This is a genomic window from Streptomyces angustmyceticus (assembly GCF_019933235.1).
In the GTDB taxonomy this organism is placed as follows: Bacteria; Actinomycetota; Actinomycetes; order Streptomycetales; family Streptomycetaceae; genus Streptomyces; species Streptomyces angustmyceticus.
Window position 1 is genome coordinate 4,499,948 of the sequence record NZ_CP082945.1, and the last position, 16,761, is coordinate 4,516,708.

Genomic DNA, 16,761 nt, shown 5'->3' on the forward strand with positions numbered 1-16,761 from the left:
CGCGGGGCGGGGGCGCCGTCAGCCGCGCCACGGCAGCTCCGCGCTGACGGCTGTCGGGCCGCCGGCCGGGGACTCCACGACCAGCAGGCCGTCGACGGCGCCCAGCCGTTCGGCGAGGCCGGCCAGGCCCCCTCCCGCCGCCGTGTGCGCGCCTCCCCGGCCGTCGTCCGTGACCAGCAGCATCAGCCGGTCGGCGGTGTGCCAGACGTCCAGCGTCGCGCCGGTGGCCCCGGAGTGCCGGGAGACGTTCTGCAGCAGTTCGGAGACGGTGAAGTACGCGATGCCCTCGATCGCCGCGGCCGGCCGGTGGTCCAGGTCCACGGTCACCGTCACCGGGACCGTGCAGCGCGCGGAGAGCGCCGACAGCGCCGGGCCGAGCCCCCGGTCCGTGAGGATCGCGGGGTGGATGCCGCGGGCCAGGTCCCGCAGCTCCTGGAGCGCGATCTTCACCTCGCCGTGCGCCTCGTCCACCATCTTCGCGGCGGCCTCCGGGTCCTGCGCGAGCTTCTCCTTGGCCAGGCCCAGGTCCATGGCGAGCGAGACCAGCCGGGCCTGCGCCCCGTCGTGCAGATCCCGCTCGATGCGCCGCAGATCCCCCGCCGCGGTGTCCGCGACCACCCCGCGGTCCGACTCCAGCTCCGAGACCCGGGCGGCGAGGGAGGAGGGCCCCAGCAGGCTCTGGACCATGAGCCGGTCCACCTGCGTCAGCCCGTGGATCACCCACGAGCCGGCCACCACCAGCAGCAGTCCGGCCGCGCTGGTGAGCACGGTCTCCACCGGGGTGCTGAGGTAGATGCCGTTGCCGCTGCCGTCCCACCCCAGCTGGATGCCCGAGCGGCCGAGGTAGGCCGGGAACGTCCACCGCCACAGCGGGTAGGCCAGCAGCAGCCAGCCGAGCGTCCAGAAGGTGAACGAGGTGATGAAGGCGAAGAGTGCCCACGGGAAGTGCAGCAGGCAGTAGAGCACGTGCCGCCAGGACACCCCGCTCTTCAGCACGGCCCCGACCCACCCCATCAGACCGGGCCTGGACGGCCGGACGGGCTCCGGATCGGCGACGTCCAGTCCCAGCAGCGCACGGGCCCGCCGGCGCTCCAGGGCGCCCAGCGCGCGGATGCCGGCCAGGCCGCCCGCCAGCACCGGGATGCCGAGGAACGTGATCAGCAGACCGGAGCCCGTGGTGACCGCCACCATCGTGAAGACGAACATCCCGACGGAGAGCGGGAAGTTGAGCATGAGGTGGAGGAACTCCCGCCAGGTGCGCGCGGAGAACGGGGCGCGCAGCCCCGCGGGCACGCGGGAGCCGCCGGGCCGGTGTGCGTATGCGGTGTCCATCGTCTCGTCGTCCGTTCTGCCGATGTGGCCCTTGCCCTGTCGGATGCGCCGCCCGGGGTCCGGGCGGCTCGTGCCGCTGTGACAAGGGTCCGCGCCCGCCGCCCCGCGCACCATGAGGCTCTTCGCAGTCTTCTCCGGGGGTTTTCCCCACCCCCGGACCGAGGCCGGCACCCCTCCGCGGCGGCGCCCCGCAGCTCCCTGCCCCGACCGTCGGACGCTCCGTCAGCGGCCCCTCGGCGCCGCCTTCGCCGCCCTCCTCGGCGCCGGTCCCGTCCCGGCCGCCGCCCGCTCCCGCGGCCACCACGGCAGTTCCGCCGTCACCCGCGTGGGCCCGCCCTCCGGCGAGTCCAGCACGAACAGGCCGTCCACCGACCCCAGCCGCTCGGCGAGCCCGGCCATGCCGCTGCCGCCGTCCAGCCGCGCCCCGCCCTTCCCGTCGTCCGTCACCTGGAGCAGCAGCCGGTCCCCGGCCCGCCACACCTCGACCGACGCCTGCCGTGCCGCGCTGTGCTTGGAGATGTTCTGCAGCAGCTCGGAGACCGTGAAATAGGCGATGCCCTCGATGGCGGGCGCGGGCCGCTCGGCCAGGTCCACGGCCGTGGTGGCGGGCACCGTGCAGCGCCCGGCCAGCGAGGCGAGGGCCGGGCCCAGCCCGCGGTCGGTGAGGATCGCCGGATGGATGCCCCGGGCCAGGTCCCGCAGCTCCTGCAGCGCCAGCTTCACCTCGCCGTGCGCCTCCTCCACCATCGCCGCCACGCTGTCGTCGGCCCGGCCCTCCAGCAGCTTCTCCTTCGCCAGGCCGAGCCCCATGGCGAGCGCCACGAGCCTGGCCTGCGCGCCGTCGTGCAGATCCCGTTCGATGCGCCGCAGGTCGGCGGCCGCGGTGTCGGTGACCGTCACCCGGTCCGACTCCAGCTCGGCGATCCGCCGCTCCAGCTCGTCGGAGGGCGAGAGCAGCCCGCGCACCATGGCCCGGTCCACGTTCGTCAGCCAGCGCGCCAGCCACGGCAGCGCCGGCCACGCCACCAGGAGCGAGACCAGGGCGACCGAGAAGGTGAACGCGGCCCAGGGCAGCCGGAGGAACGCGAACAGCGCGTGCCGCCAGGCGACCGGGTCCTTCAGGCACAGCCACATCCAGGGCAGGAACCCCTGCTCGCGGGCCCGCAGCCGGCTCGGCTCCGGCACCCGCACCCCGAGCAGCGCCCGCGCCCGCGCCCGTTCCAGCCTCCCGTACGCCCGGCACGTCACCAGGCCGCTCGCCAGCAGCGGCAGCCCCGTGACCGTGACGGCCAGTCCGATGCCGAGGGTCAGCCAGACCACCAGCACCACGAACCCGGCGAGACCCAGCGGGAGATTGGACAGCAGGTACGCGATCTCCCGCCAGGTGGCGCCGCTGAGCGGCCTTTCCGGCGGCGGCGCGACACCGTCAGGGGCTTCGTCGACAGCGTCGACGGCGTCGGCGGGATCGGCACCACGGGGCCGGGATCTCTCGGTCATGCGCCCAGACTGCCCGGCCGCCGCCGCGCGTGCCATGGGGTGGCTGGGGTGACGGGGGTGGGGTTTTCCCCACCTTTCCTCCGCATCGCCGCAGTTGGACCCGCACGGCGGCGGGCAGCCCGCCGGTGACCGTTGTGGACAAGCCGTCGCGACCGCGCCGTATCGTGTGTGCCGGTTGTGCGGGGGCGGTCGTTCATCGTCGGCGAGTTGGCCGGTGGTTTGCGCGGGTGGCCCCCGGGAGCAAGTCCTACTGGCAGCAACGCGGGGGCCGCGTCGGCATGGTGAGTGTGAGTTCGGGGATGGATTCGGGGGCCGCGTCGCGCACCTCCCTGGGCCGGGTGACCCTCGTGGGCGAGCGGCGGCGGGCCGACCTCGTGCTCCCCGCGCGAGAGCCCCTCGGCGCGCTGCTGCCGGACGTGCTGCGGCTGCTCGGCGACCGGCCGGGCGACGGGACGCGGCGACGGCTGGTGACCGCGGACGGCTCGGTGCTCTCGCCGGACGACTCGCTGGCCTCGGCGCGGGTGCCCGACGGGGCCGTGCTGCGGCTCGTGGGGGAGCGGCAGACCCCGGCGGGGCCGTCGGCGCACGACGCCACGGGCGAGGCCGCCGACGATCTGGACGCGCGCGGCCGGCACTGGGGCCGGCGGAGCCGGACGTGGACGGCCGGCGCGGCGAGCGTGGCGCCGGCGCTGGTGGCCGGGGTGGCGGCGGCGCGCTGGTACGGGCCGGGGCGGGCCGCGCTCTGGCTCGGTGTCGCCGGGGTGCTGGCCGCGGCCGCCGGGGCGGCCGGCGCACGGCTCGGGCGACTCGGAAGGCTCGGCGCGCTCGGACAGCGTGCGACGAGCACCGCGCTGCTCGCCCTGGGCGGCGCGCTCGGCGTGCTCGCCTCCTGGCAGGCCGCCTCGCCGGGCGGGGCGCGGCTGGCGGCCGTCGGACTGACCGTCGCGGCGGCGCTCGCGCTGCTCGGGGTCTGCACGGAGCTGGGGCGCGGCGGCCTCGTCGGCGCGGCGGCGGTCGCGGTCGCGGTCGGGGCGTGGGAGGCCGGGCTGGCGCTGGCCGACCTGACCCGTACGGGAGTCGCGCTCGGCGTGCTCTCGGTGCTCGTGCTGGGCTACCTGCCCCGACTGGCCCTGACGGCGGCCGGGTTGACCCGGCTCGACGACCGGCGGTCCGGTGACGCGCCCGTGAGCCGCCACCAGGTCGGGGCCGCCCTCGGCGCGACCCACCGCGATCTGGCGCCGGCCACGGTCGCGATGGCGGTCTCCGCGGGTGCCGCGGGAGTGGTGGCCGCCGGGTCCGGCGACGGGTGGCCGGCCGCGGCCGCGGCGCTGCTGTGTCTGGTGACGCTGTCGCGAGCGCGCGCCTACCCCCTGACGGCCGAGGTCGTCGCCCTGCTGGCGGCCGGTACGGCGGTGGGGATGTCCCTGGTGCTCCGGTGGGCGGCGGGCCCGGGGAGTCCGGCGGGTGCGCTGGCCGTGCTGTGCGTCTGCGCGGTGCTGCCGCTCGGGGTGCTCGCGGTGCGCGTCCCGGAGCACGTCCGCGCCCGCCTGCGCCGCCTGCTGAACCTCGTCGAGTCGGTCGCCGTGATGGCGCTGATCCCGGTGGCCCTCGGGGCCTTCGGGATCTACGGCCGGCTGCTCCCCACGCTCTGAACCGGAAAGGCGACCATGGACGTGACTGAGCACTCGACGGGGGACGCGGCCGGACCGGCGGCAGGCGACGCGGCCGGTGACATGACAGGGGCCCCGGCCGGTGACGCGACCGGTGACATGACCGGGGGCGCGACGGGTGACGTGACCGGGGGCGCGGCCACTGACGTGACCGGGGGCGCGACCGTGTGGGACACGCCGGTGCCGGCGAAGGCGCAGCCGGCCGGGCCGGGCCCGGCGCACGTGCCCGGAGGGCCCGCCCCGGCGTCCGCGTACTCCGCCGGGCCGGGCTACGGCGGTGCCGGGTACCCGCCGGTGCCCTCCGTGCCGCCGCAGACACCGGCCGCCGCGGAGTACCGGGACCGTGCGGAGTTCCGGGACGGCGCTCCGGCCGGCCCGGCTGCCTCCGGTCCCATGCCGGGCGCCGGTTACGCGCCGCCCGCGGGCCACGTGCCGCCCGCGGGCCACGTGCCGCCCGCGGGCCACATGCCCGCCCCTGGCGCTCTGCCCGCTGCCGGACCCATGCCCGCCGGTGCCCCGATGCCGTACCCCGCACCGGAGCCGGCCCCTGCGCCGAATCCGCACGCCCCGGCGGCTCCGCACACCACTCCGGCCCCGCCCGCCTCCGAGGCCCCTTCCACCGACCCCCGGACACCCGAGCCCGCCCGGACACCGGCCCCCGCCCGGACGCCCGCGTCCGCCCCCGTCCACACCCCCACCCCGCTCCGCAGGTCCCACCCCACCCCCGTCTCGGTGCCGCTGATGCCGCCCGAGCTGGACGCCCTGCGGGCCAAGCCGCGGCACGGCGAGTCCGTCGCGCAGCGCGCGGGGCGTGCCGTGCGGCGGGCGATCGCCTCGTCGCCCGCGGCGGAGACCGCCGCCGTCACCCACACCGCGTACGCCATCCAGCAGCCGGTGACCACCGGCCGGCAGATCTCCGTGACGAGCATCCGGGGCGGCGCGGGCAAGTCCACCGTCGCCGCGCTGCTGGCCCTCACCTATGCGCACTACCGCGCCGATCCGGTGCTGGCGATCGAGGCCGACCCGGCCCTGGGTACGCTGCCGCACCGGCTGGGCGCCCGCGAAGTGCGCTGGTCGGGCACCGATCTCGCGCAGATAGTGGACCCGTCGATGCTGATCACGGACCTGACGGGCTACCTGATTCCGTTCCCCGGGGGCGGCTGGCTGCTGCCCGGCAGCCAGGGCGCCATCGGGACGCGGCTGGACATCGACACCTACCGGGTGGTGATGACCTCGCTGCGCCGCTACTTCGCGACCACCGTCGTGGACTGCGAGACGCTCCCCGCCGAGGTGGCGCGCACCGCGCTGGTGACCACGCAGGCGCGGGTGCTGGTCTCGCCGGCGACCCCGGAGGGCGTGGCGGCCACCCGCTCGGTCCTGGACTGGGTCGGCGGGCTCCACCCCGGCATGCTGCCGACGACGGTGGTGGTTCTCAGCCATGTGTCGCCCGATTCCGGCCTGGACGTGCGCAAGGCCACCGAGCACCTGGGCATCGGCGGCGCGACGGTGCTCCCCCTCCCGTACGACCGCCATCTCGCCGCGGGCGGCGCGATCCGTACGGAGCTGCTCGGCGAGCGGACGCTCCAGGCCGCCGCCCGGATCGCCGCCGAGGCGATGAACCGCGCGGTCTCGCGGGGACCGGGCCGGCAGCGTCCGGGCGGCGGCCCGGCCGCCCCGGCGACGGCCCCCGGCAGCCCCACCCGCCCCGGACCGGCCGACCCCTACGGAGGCCACGCCGCACCGGCCGACCCCCACGCCGCCCCGCCCCGGTGACCGAGCGCCGGGCATGCCGCCCTTTCCGGCCACAACGCCCATTCCTCCTCAAGCCGGCCATACCGGCCGCCTCGGGGTGCGTCCGAGCGCCCGCCGAGTCCGATCCGTGAGACGCCTTCTGAGACAACCGGCCGGGCCGTCTACGCTGCCCGCCGCCCAGGTAGGGCGAAGTGGGGACAACCCCACCGTCCGCGACGATCCGGCTGCTCACCGCGGCCGGGGCAGGGCCTAGACTCCCGTCCGTACAGATCGTCGAAGTCGTTGAAACAAGCGCAGTCAGGGAGCGAGGGGCGGACGTGCCGGACGCGACCGTACGCACCACTGTCGCCGCGGACTATTTCCAGGGCTACTCGGTCGTCGGGATCATCGCCGTGATCGGGGTGCTCTTCGTGGCCGTGGCCTTCGGTGCCGGGCGGCTGCTGAGGCCCGTGGTGCCGACACCCGAGAAACTGTTGACGTACGAGTGCGGCGTGGACCCCGTCGGCGAGGGCTGGGCGCACACCCAGGTCCGCTACTACGTGTACGCCTTCCTCTACGTCATCTTCGCCGTCGACTCGATCTTCCTGTTCCCCTGGGCGACGATCTTCGCCGCCCCCGGTTTCGGTGGCGTGACGCTCGTGGAGATGTTCATCTTCCTCGGCTTCCTCGCCATCGGCCTGCTCTACGCATGGAAGAAGGGCGTCCTGGAATGGACGTGACCCCCGCCTCCCACAGCTCCGCAGCCGCGTCCGAGGGCGCCGAGCCGCAGTTCCTGCCGGAGCCGCGGCGCCTGGGGACCCTGGCCCGGCTCGCGCCCGAGCCGATGAAGGTGGTCCTCAACTGGGGCCGCCGCTACAGCCTCTGGGTCTTCAACTTCGGCCTCGCCTGCTGCGCCATCGAGTTCATCGCCGCGTCCATGGCGCGCCACGACTTCATCCGGCTCGGCGTGATCCCGTTCGCGCCCGGCCCGCGCCAGGCCGACCTGATGGTCGTCTCCGGCACGGTCACCGACAAGATGGCGCCCGCGGTCAAGCGGCTCTACGAGCAGATGCCCGAGCCGAAGTACGTCATCTCCTTCGGGGCCTGCTCCAACTGCGGCGGCCCGTACTGGGATTCGTACTCCGTCACCAAGGGCGTCGACCAGATCATCCCGGTGGACGTGTACGTACCGGGCTGCCCGCCGCGTCCGGAGGCGCTGCTGCAGGGCATCCTCAAGCTCCAGGAGAAGATCGCCCGCGAGTCGCTGGGGGAGCGGTACGCGCAGGGCGGTTCGGCCCGGCCCTCCGCGGCCGCGCTGCGCAGCGGACTGGTCGCGCCGCCCCCGCCGAAGCCCACGGACGAGCCGAAGCCCGCCGACGAGCCGAAGGCGCCGGGGGAGGAGCCCCGATGAGCGAGCAGCCGAAGCAGCAGCCGGATCAGCCGGATCAGCCGGACCAGCCGGAGCGCCGGGCAGAGACCACCGAGCAGGCCGCGCAGGCGGAAGCGCCGGTTGCCGAGCCCGCGGCCGAGCCCGTTGCCGAGCCGGTCGTCGGCTGGCTGCCGCGGCCCGCGAGCGAGATCTTCGGTACGGGGGCCACGGCGGAGCTCGCGTACGACGTGCTGACCGTGGACGTCCCCGTGGACGGCTGGCTCACCGCGCTGACGGCCGCCCGCGACGACCTCGGCTGCAGCTACTTCGACTGGCTGAGCGCCGTCGACGAGCCCGGCACCGGATTCCGGATCTGTGCGCACGTCGCCGACGTGGCGCGGCCCGGTACCGTCCACCGCCTCATCGTGCGGACGACCGTGCCGCACGACGCGCCCGCCCTGCCCACCGCCCTCGGCGTGTACGCGGGCGCGGGCTGGCACGAGCGCGAGACCCACGAGATGTTCGGCGTCGACTTCACCGGCCACCCGCACCTCGTACCCCTGCTGCTCCCGGACAGCTTCGAGGGCCACCCGCTGCGCAAGGACTTCGTGCTGGCGGCACGGGTGGCGAAGGCGTGGCCGGGCGCCAAGGAGCCGGGGGAGCCGGCGGCGGGTGCTGCGCACGGCGGGCCCAAGCGCCGCCAGATGCTGCCCCCGGGCGTCCCGGACCCGAACGAATGGGGTCCGCTGAAGGGCCAGCTGCCGCCCGCTCCGGCGCGTCCGGCGCGGGGCGCACGGGCGGCCGGCGGCGCGCGTGCCGCCGGCGGTGCCGGTGCGGCCGCGGGCGAGCGCCCGGCCCGCCGTACCCGGACCGCGAGCGCCGGATCGGCCAGCCAGCAGACGGCGGGGGCGGGGGCCGAGACACCGGCCGCCGAGGCCGGTCCCGAGCGGCCGGAGCGGCCGGCACGCCGTACGCGGTCGGCGGGCGAGGGCTCGGCCGGGCAGCGACGGGCCGCCGAGGAGGCCACGACGGCCCCGGCGCCCGAGACGGCTGCCGCCGACCAGACCCCGGCGACGGCGGAGTCCCCCGAGAAGCAGACACCCCCGCCCTCCTCGGACGCGCCCTGGCACCACGCCCGCCCGGCCTTCGACGAGCCGGGGGAGCTGGAGAAACAAGAGAAGCCGGTGCCCCCGGAGAAGCCGGTGCCCCCGGAGAAGCCGGAGCCCCCGGAGCAGGCGGCGCCCCCGGAGCAGCCCGAGAAGCCCGCCGCCCCCGAGCCCCCACAGGACACCCCCCGAGACCCGGCAGGAGGCGACACCCCGTGAGCGACGCCCTCGACATCGCGCTGCGGCTGGTCGCGGTCTTCGTCGTCTTCCTGGTCTTCCCTCTGGTCATCGGGCAGACCGAGCACAAGGTCATGGCCCATATGCAGGGCCGGCTCGGGCCGATGTACGCGGGCGGGTTCCACGGCTGGGCGCAGCTGGTGGCCGACGGGGTGAAGTTCGCGCAGAAGGAGGACATCGTCCCGGCCGGCGCCGACCGGCGGATCTTCCAGCTCGCGCCGGCCGTCGCCCTGCTGCCGTACCTCCTGGTGATGGTCGCCATCCCGATAGGCCCGCACAACGCCGTGGGCCAGGCGCTGGACGCCGGGATCTTCTTCGTCCTGGCCGTCATGGGCGTCGGCGTGCTCGGCTCGCTGATGGCGGGCTGGGCGTCGGCCAACAAGTTCTCGCTGCTCGGCGGCCTGCGCACGGCGGCGCAGCTGCTGGCGTACGAGCTGCCGATGCTGCTCGCCGCGGCCTCCGTCGCGATGGCGGCCGGCACGCTCTCGCTGCCGGGCATCGTCGAGGCGTTCCACTGGTGGTGGGTGCCCTGGCAGATCGTCGGCGGCGTCGTGTTCTTCACCGCCGGGCTCGCCGAGCTGCAGCGGCCGCCGTTCGACATGCCGGTCGCCGACTCGGAGATCATCTTCGGTGCGTACACCGAGTACACCGGACTGCGCTTCGCGCTCTTCCTGCTCGCCGAGTACGCCGGCATCGTCGTCCTCTGCGCCCTGACCTCCGTCCTCTTCCTCGGCGGCTGGCACGGCCCGTTCGGCGCCGACGGCCTGGGCTGGCTGTGGACGCTGCTGAAGACCGTGATCCTCGCCTTCGGCGTCATCTGGCTGCGGGTGACCTACCCGCGGCTGCGCGAGGACCAGCTGCAAAAGCTCGCCTGGACGGTCCTCATCCCGCTCGCCCTCGCCCAGATCGCCCTCACCGGCGTCGTCAAGGTGGTGATCTCGTCATGAGCTTCCCCGGCTCCGGCCTCGCCAAGGGGCTGGCCGTCACCCTGCGGACGATGACGAAACGATCGGTCACCGCGCAGTACCCGGACGTCCAGCCCGACCTCGCGCCCCGCACCCGCGGCGTCATCGGGCTGTTCGAGGAGAACTGCACGGTCTGCATGCTGTGCGCCCGGGAGTGCCCGGACTGGTGCATCTACATCGACTCCCACAAGGAGACGGTGCCGCCCGCCGCCCCCGGGGGCCGCGAGCGCAGCCGCAATGTGCTGGACCGCTTCGCGATCGACTTCGCGCTGTGCATGTACTGCGGGATCTGCATCGAGGTCTGCCCCTTCGACGCGCTCTTCTGGTCACCGGAGTTCGAGTACGCCGAGACGGACATCCGCGATCTGACCCATGAGCGCGACAAGCTGCGCGAGTGGATGTGGACGGTGCCCGAACCGCCGGCGCTCGACCCGGCCGCCGAGGAGCCCAAGGAGCTGGCCGCCGCCCGCAAGGCGGCCGACAAGCTCGCCGCCCAGCAGCAGGCCGAAGCCGAGGCCGCCCGCGCCGGGACCGCGGAAGCGGACACGGACCGGGCCACCGACCAGAACCGACCGGACACCCCAGGGGAGGGAACGTGACGCTCGCCGCCACCGCAGCCGGCCAGGGCTTCCTCTCGCCCACCGGCGTGGAGATCGCCTTCGTCCTCGTCGGCATCGCCACCCTCGGCGCGGCCGTCGTCACCGTCACCACCAAGCAGCTGGTGCACGCCGCCCTCTGGCTGGTCGTCGCGCTCGGCGGGATCGCCGTCGAATACCTGCTCCTGACGGCCGAGTTCATCGCCTGGGTGCAGGTGCTGATCTACGTCGGTTCCGTCGTCGTCCTCCTGCTCTTCGGGCTGATGCTCACCAAGGCGCCCATCGGCCGCTCCCCGGACGCCGATTCGGGCAACCGCTGGGCCGCGCTCGCGGTGGCCCTCGCCTCGGCCGCCGCCCTCGTCTGGGTCGTCGTGGACGGCTTCCGCGCGACCTGGATCAACCTCGACGGCGCCGCCCAGGGCTCCGCCGAGGCCTCCGGGCGCAGCCTCTTCCAGTACTGGGTGCTGCCCTTCGAGGCACTGTCCGTGCTGCTGCTGGCCGCGCTCGTCGGCGCGATCGTGCTGTCCCGCAGGACCGGGGAGGACGCGCCCGCGGCGGCCCTCGCGAAGGCCGCCGCCCGCACCCCCGCGGCCCCCGCCCCGCGAGAGGAGCAGCGCTGATGCATCTCGCCTACCCGGCCGTCCTCGCCGTCCTCCTCTTCTGCACCGGGCTGTACGGCGTGCTCGCGCGCCGCAACGCGGTCCTGGTGCTGCTGTCCGTCGAGCTGATGCTCAACGCCGTCAACCTCAACCTCGTCGCCTTCGACGTCTGGCTGCGCGACACCCTGCACGCCGGCCAGGCGCTCACCCTCTTCACCATCGCCATCGCCGCCGCCGAGATCGGCATCGGCCTGGCGATCGTGCTGCTCGTCTACCGCAACCGCGGCAGCTCCGACATCGACCGGCTCCGTGACCTCGCCGAACGGGCGGACGCCGGGGACGGGGACCCGCAGCCGGACACCACGGCGGAGGCCGCCGCGTGACCCTCACGACCACCGCCGTTCTCGTTCCCCTCCTGCCCTTCCTCGGGGCCGTCGCCGGTCTCCTCCTGGGCAGGCGGGCGCCCGGCTTCGTCCGGCCGCTGGCCGTGCTGCCGACGCTGGCCGCGGCCGTGCTCACCGTGACCGTCGCCGTCGGGCAGGGCACCGGACCGGCCACCGACGTCGCCACCCGGCTCACCCCGACCGGCTCGATCCCCATCGACCTGGCCCTGCACATCGACGGCTTCGCCGCGCTGATCGCCGTCCTGGTCGGTGTCGTGGCGACCTGTGTGCAGATCTACTCCACCGCCTATCTGCGCGACGACCCGCGCTACCCCTCCTACGCCGCGCTGGTCTCGCTCTTCACCTCCGCGATGCTGCTGGTCGTCTACACCGGCGACCTGATGCTGCTGCTGGTCGGCTGGGAAGTCATGGGCATCTGCTCCTACTTCCTCGTCGGCCACTACTGGGAGACCGAGGCCGCCCGCGCCGCCTCCCTCAAGGCGTTCCTCGTCACCAAGCTCGGGGACGTCCCCTTCCTCTTCGGCATCTTCGCGCTCGCCGCCGACGCCGGGACCTTCCGCATCACCGGCATCCTCGGCTCCGTCGCCGCCGGCGGCCTGGACCACCCGACGCTGATCGCGCTGCTGCTGCTCGCCGGAGTCGCGGGCAAGTCGGCGCAGTTCCCGCTGCACACCTGGCTCCCGGACGCGATGGCCGGCCCGACGCCGGTCTCCGCGCTGATCCACGCCGCGACGATGGTGGCGGCCGGTGTCTACCTCGTGGCCCGTCTCCTCCCGGTCTTCGCCGCCTCCGCGGCCGCGCTGGTGGTGCTCGCCGTCATGGCCGCGGTCACCATGGTCGGCTCGGGGCTGGCCGCCCTGGCGCAGGACGACATCAAGCGCGTGCTGGCCTACTCGACGGTCGGCCAGCTCGGCTACATGCTCGGCGCGCTGGCCGTCGGCGACCGTGGTGCCGCCGTCTTCCACCTCCTGACGCACGGTGCGTTCAAGGCCCTGCTGTTCCTCGGCGCCGGCGTGATCATCCACGCCGCCGGCACCAACTCGCTGGCCGCCATGTCCCGGCTGAGCGGCCTGGCCCGGCGCGTCCCGGACGCCTACTGGACGGTGACCGTGGCGCTGCTCGCGCTCGCCGCGATCCCGCCGTTCGCCGGCTTCTTCTCCAAGGAAGCCGTCCTGGGCGCCGCCGAACACGCCGCCACCGGCGACGCGCACGGCATCCCCGGCGCGGCCGGCTGGACCGTGCTGGTCTCCGGCCTGCTCACCGCCCTGCTCACCGCGGCCTACGCCACCCGCCTGTGGCTGCTGGTCTTCAAGGGCAAGGGCGCCGAAGCCCCCGACCACGGCCCGCAGCCGGTCGCCATGAACGCCATGCTGTGGGTGCTCTTCGTCCCGACCGTCGCCCTCGGCCTCGCCGCCCCCTTCCTGCCCGGCTGGTTCGACGGGCGTTCGCTCGCGCCGACCCTGGCCACCTCCGTGCTGGGCACCGGTGGCGCCCTCGTCGGCGGCCTGGTCACCTACGCGGCCTGGCGGCACACCACCGCGCTCGCCGCCCGCGTCCCCCTCGGCGCGGTCGTCGCCGCCCCGGACGCCACCCCCGCGGTCGCCGAGGAGGTCGCGATCGACACCCACGCCCCGGCCTACGGCGACAACGCCGCGGCCCCGGACCCGGCCGACCCCGGCCGTCTCCTCCTGGGCCCGCTGCAGCGCCACGCGGCGGTCGGCTTCCACCTCGACGCCGTCTACTCCGCCCTGTTCGTCCGGCCCGTACGCGCCGCCGCCACGCTCGTCCGCTTCCTGGACCGCGAGGTCGTCGACACCTACGTGCGCGGCGCGGGCACCGCCCCCGGCCTGCTGGGCGCCGCGGTCCGCCGCGCCCAGACCGGGAACGTGCAGACCTATCTCGGCGCGCTGCTGGCGGGCTCGCTCGTCCTGGCCGTCGCCGCCGTCCTCGTCGCCACGGGTACGGGAGCCTGACCGATGCCGCACACCACTGGTGCACGCACCCCGCACCCCCAGCCGACACCCCTCGCGGCCGGGCTCGCCGGAGCCGAAACCCTGAGGAGGGCCTGACCCGTGAACCCCACCGTTCTGCAGTACCTCCTCGCGGCGGTCGTCGTCCTCCCCCTGCTGGGCGCGGTCGGCGCCCTGCTCCCCGCGCCCCCTGGCCTGCGGGGCCGCGACCCCGGCCAGGCCGTGCTGCGCCACGGCGTGACCGTCACCGGCGTCGTGCTCGCCGCCGCCCTCGCGCTGGCCGCCGGCTTCGACCACGACCACCCGGCCCGTATGCAGGCCACCACCGACATCAGCTGGATCCCGGCGCTGGACATCCGCATCCACCTCGGCATCGACGGCATCTCGCTCCCCCTCGTCGTGCTGACCGCGCTGCTGACCTTCCTCTGCGCGCTCTACAGCTACTTCCACCTGCCGAAGGGCCCGTCCCCCAAGGCGTTCGTGGCGCTGCTGCTCACGCTCGAAGCCGGCACCCTCGCCAGCTTCGCCGTCCTCGACCTGATGCTGTTCTTCCTGGCCTTCGAGACGGTCCTCATCCCGATGTACTTCCTCATCGCCCGCTGGGGCGGCGCGGGGAAGCAGGCGGCGGCCTGGAAGTTCATCCTCTACACGCTGCTCGGCTCCGTCGTGATGCTGCTCGGCCTCCTCCTCATCGGCGTGAAGTCCGGCACGTTCGACATGGTGGCACTCGCCACTGACAACGGCCCGAAAGCCCAGCTCAGCCACACCGTTCAGATCCTGGCGGTGCTGGCGATCGGCATCGGACTGGCCGTCAAGTCCCCGCTGTGGCCGCTGCACAGCTGGCTGCCCGACGCCCACACCGCCGCCCCCACCGTCGGCTCGGTGCTGCTGGCCGGAGTCCTGTTGAAGATGGGCACCTACGGCTTCGTGCGGATCGCGCTGCCCATCACGCCCGAGGGCATGCAGACCTTCGCGCCGTACCTCGCCGCGCTGGCCGCCATCGGCATCATCTACGGCTCGCTCGCCTGCCTCGCCCTCGTCCGCAAGGGCGCGGGCGGCGACCTGAAGCGCCTGATCGCCTACAGCTCCGTCGGCCACATGGGCTTCGTGCTGCTCGGCATCGCCAGCATGACCCCCACCGGCGTCAACGGCGCGCTGTTCGCCAACATCGCCCACGGCCTGATCACCGGCCTGCTGTTCTTCCTGGTCGGCGCCCTCAAGGACCGCACCGGCAGTACCGACCTCGACGCCCTGGCGGGCAGCACCGGCGCCGCCCTCTACGGCAGGGCCCCCCGCTTCGGCGGCCTGCTCGCCTTCGCGGCGGTCGCCTCGCTCGGCATCCCCGGGCTGGCCGGCTTCTGGGGCGAGATGCTGGCGATGTTCGGTGCCTTCCGGCCCGCCGCCGGCCTCAGCCGCCCCGCCTTCCTGACGTTCATGGCGCTGGCCGGCCTCGGCACCCTGCTGACGGCCGCCTACCTGCTGCTCGTCGTCCGCCGCGTCTGCATGGGCGGCACCCCGGCGCTCGCCGAGGCCGCCCCGGCGGCGGGGGAAGGCACCGCGACGGCCGCCGGGGCCCCGGCCCCCGTCCTCCCCGACCTCGCGCGCTACGAGTACGCGGCCTGGACCCCCCTCGCCGCCCTCACCGTCCTCGCCGGACTGTGGCCCGCGGCCCTCCTCGGCCTCACCGACCCGGCCGTCCAGCAGCTCCTCGGAGGCGGTAAGTGATGAGCACGGTGACCTCCCTGGTCCAGTCCGTCGACTGGCGCGCCCTCGCCCCGCCCACCCTCGCCGGGGCCGTCGCCCTGGTCGTCCTCGTCGCCGACCTCTTCCTCCCGGCGGCCCGCAAGCCGCTGCTGGGCTGGATCGCGACGGCGGGCCTGGCGCTCGCCGCGCTGGCCCTGCTGCCCCTCCTGGACGGCGACCGCCGCACCTTCTGCCTGCCCGCCCACCCGGACGTGTGCAGCTACGCGGCCGACCCGTTCGCCCTGGTCGTGCAGTTCCTGGTGCTCGGCGGGGCGCTGCTGACCGCCCTGCTGTCCATCGACACCGTCCGGGACCAGGACCTGCCCGCCGGCGAGTACTGGTTCCTGCTGCTCTCCTCGGCGGCCGGCGCCGCCCTGCTGCCCGCCTCCCGGGACCTCGCCACCCTCGTCATCGCCCTCGAAGTCGCCTCGCTGCCCGCCTTCGCGCTGGTCGGCCTGCGGCGCGGCGACCGGCTGTCCTCCGAGGCCGCCCTCAAGTTCTTCCTGTCCTCGGTGGCCGCCACCGCCGTGATGCTCCTCGGCGTGAGCTTCCTCTACGCGGCCACCGGCAGCCTCCACCTCTCCCAGGTGGCCCACGCGCTCACGGCCCTGCCCGACCCGCGGCTGGCCACCCTGGCGAGCGCCGGCGTCGCCCTCACCCTGGTCGGCTTCGCCTTCAAGACCGCCGCCGCCCCGTTCCACTTCTGGGTGCCGGACACCTACGTCGGCGCGCCGCTGCCCATCGCCGGCTACCTCTCCGTGGTGGGCAAGGCCGTCGGCTTCTCCGGCCTGATCCTCGTCACCGTCCAGGGCTTCCCCTCGTACGCGGACGTCTGGGGCCCGGCCCTGGCCGTCCTCGCCGCGCTCACCATGACCGTCGGCAACGTCGCGGCCCTGCGCCAGGACCCCCGCCGCGCGCACAGCGCCGTACGCCTGCTCGCCTGGTCCTCGGTGAGCCAGGCCGGCTACCTCCTGGTGCCGATCGCGGCCGCGGGCTTCGAGCGGGACCCGGGGCACGCCATCGGCTCCACCCTCGCCTACGCCCTGATGTACGCGGCCGTGAACCTCGGCGCTTTCGCCGTCGCCGCCCTGGTGGCCCGCACCCGCCCGGCGAACCGCATCACCGACTACCGGGGGCTGTACCACCGGCGTCCCGTCGTGGCGCTCGCCCTGGGCTTCTTCCTGCTCTGCCTGGCCGGCCTGCCGCCCGGCATCATCGGCCTGTTCGCCAAGGTCACGGTGTTCTCCGCGGCCGTGGACGCGGGCCTGGCCTGGCTCGCCGTGATCATGGCCGTCAACGTCGTGATCGCGCTCTACTACTACCTGCAGTGGACCACGGTCCTCTTCCGGGGCGCCGGCGAAGCGGAGCGCGCCGGAGACGCGGCAGCCACCGCGACTCCCGCGCCCGCGGGACACCCGTCCGGCGGCGGCATCCCGGCCCCCCTCGCCACCGCCATCGCCCTCGCCGCCGTCCTCGGCATCGCCCTCTCCGGCGCTCCGCAGCTCGTCCTGCGCTTCGCCTCCGGCGCGCTGCTCTGACGGC

Annotated in this window: 14 protein-coding genes; 12 read left to right on the forward strand and 2 right to left on the reverse strand. The window is 74.9% G+C overall.

Annotation, left to right across the window (positions count from 1 at the left end; all coding sequences use genetic code 11):
- Positions 1-18 precede the first annotated feature (18 nt).
- Together K7396_RS20215 and K7396_RS20220 are read right to left on the reverse strand one after the other, a co-directional pair.
- Positions 19-1,332, reverse strand: coding sequence for a sensor histidine kinase (locus K7396_RS20215; protein ID WP_152104998.1), 1,314 nt, complete (start codon positions 1,330-1,332; stop codon positions 19-21).
- Between the two features lie 222 nt (positions 1,333-1,554).
- Complete coding sequence (locus tag K7396_RS20220) at positions 1,555-2,829, reverse strand: sensor histidine kinase (protein ID WP_086721578.1); 1,275 nt, start codon at positions 2,827-2,829, stop codon at positions 1,555-1,557.
- 299 nt (positions 2,830-3,128) lie between these two features.
- Here K7396_RS20220 and eccD point away from each other — a divergent pair, with 299 nt between their 5' ends.
- From eccD to K7396_RS20280, 12 genes are all read left to right on the forward strand, one after another.
- Entirely contained in the window at positions 3,129-4,481 is a 1,353-nt protein-coding gene (gene eccD / locus K7396_RS20225) for a type VII secretion integral membrane protein EccD (protein WP_086721521.1), read from the forward strand.
- A 537-nt stretch (positions 4,482-5,018) separates the two neighbouring features.
- A complete protein-coding gene (locus K7396_RS20230; protein WP_223660123.1) occupies positions 5,019-6,272 on the forward strand; it encodes a hypothetical protein in 1,254 nt (417 codons plus the stop codon).
- Positions 6,273-6,568: 296 nt separating this feature from the next.
- Complete coding sequence (locus K7396_RS20235; protein ID WP_152104997.1) at positions 6,569-6,970, forward strand: NADH-quinone oxidoreductase subunit A; 402 nt, start codon at positions 6,569-6,571, stop codon at positions 6,968-6,970.
- Entirely contained in the window at positions 6,961-7,641 is a 681-nt protein-coding gene (locus tag K7396_RS20240; protein WP_170314304.1) for an NADH-quinone oxidoreductase subunit B, read from the forward strand. The genes K7396_RS20235 and K7396_RS20240 overlap by 10 nt, the downstream gene beginning before the upstream one ends.
- The gene (locus K7396_RS20245) at positions 7,638-8,924 is read left to right on the forward strand and encodes an NADH-quinone oxidoreductase subunit C (RefSeq protein WP_152104996.1); all 1,287 of its coding nucleotides are present in this window, start codon (positions 7,638-7,640) and stop codon (positions 8,922-8,924) included. Before K7396_RS20240 ends, K7396_RS20245 begins: the two co-directional genes overlap by 4 nt.
- Entirely contained in the window at positions 8,921-9,889 is a 969-nt protein-coding gene (locus K7396_RS20250) for a complex I subunit 1/NuoH family protein (RefSeq protein ID WP_152104995.1), read from the forward strand. The genes K7396_RS20245 and K7396_RS20250 overlap by 4 nt, the downstream gene beginning before the upstream one ends.
- Positions 9,886-10,506 carry a NuoI/complex I 23 kDa subunit family protein gene (locus K7396_RS20255; protein ID WP_086721254.1) on the forward strand — a complete coding sequence of 207 codons (621 nt, stop codon included), beginning with the start codon at positions 9,886-9,888 and terminating at the stop codon, positions 10,504-10,506. Before K7396_RS20250 ends, K7396_RS20255 begins: the two co-directional genes overlap by 4 nt.
- Entirely contained in the window at positions 10,503-11,123 is a 621-nt protein-coding gene (locus K7396_RS20260; RefSeq protein WP_086721255.1) for an NADH-quinone oxidoreductase subunit J family protein, read from the forward strand. Before K7396_RS20255 ends, K7396_RS20260 begins: the two co-directional genes overlap by 4 nt.
- Positions 11,123-11,485 carry an NADH-quinone oxidoreductase subunit NuoK gene (gene nuoK, locus K7396_RS20265; protein ID WP_086721256.1) on the forward strand — a complete coding sequence of 121 codons (363 nt, stop codon included), beginning with the start codon at positions 11,123-11,125 and terminating at the stop codon, positions 11,483-11,485. Before K7396_RS20260 ends, nuoK begins: the two co-directional genes overlap by 1 nt.
- Positions 11,482-13,479 carry an NADH-quinone oxidoreductase subunit 5 family protein gene (locus K7396_RS20270; RefSeq protein ID WP_086721257.1) on the forward strand — a complete coding sequence of 666 codons (1,998 nt, stop codon included), beginning with the start codon at positions 11,482-11,484 and terminating at the stop codon, positions 13,477-13,479. Before nuoK ends, K7396_RS20270 begins: the two co-directional genes overlap by 4 nt.
- 114 nt (positions 13,480-13,593) lie before the next feature.
- Entirely contained in the window at positions 13,594-15,201 is a 1,608-nt protein-coding gene (locus tag K7396_RS20275; protein ID WP_086721259.1) for a complex I subunit 4 family protein, read from the forward strand.
- On the forward strand, positions 15,201-16,757 hold the full coding sequence (locus tag K7396_RS20280; RefSeq protein WP_086721258.1) for an NADH-quinone oxidoreductase subunit N: 1,557 nt from the start codon (positions 15,201-15,203) through the stop codon (positions 16,755-16,757). The genes K7396_RS20275 and K7396_RS20280 overlap by 1 nt, the downstream gene beginning before the upstream one ends.
- Positions 16,758-16,761 lie beyond the last annotated feature (4 nt).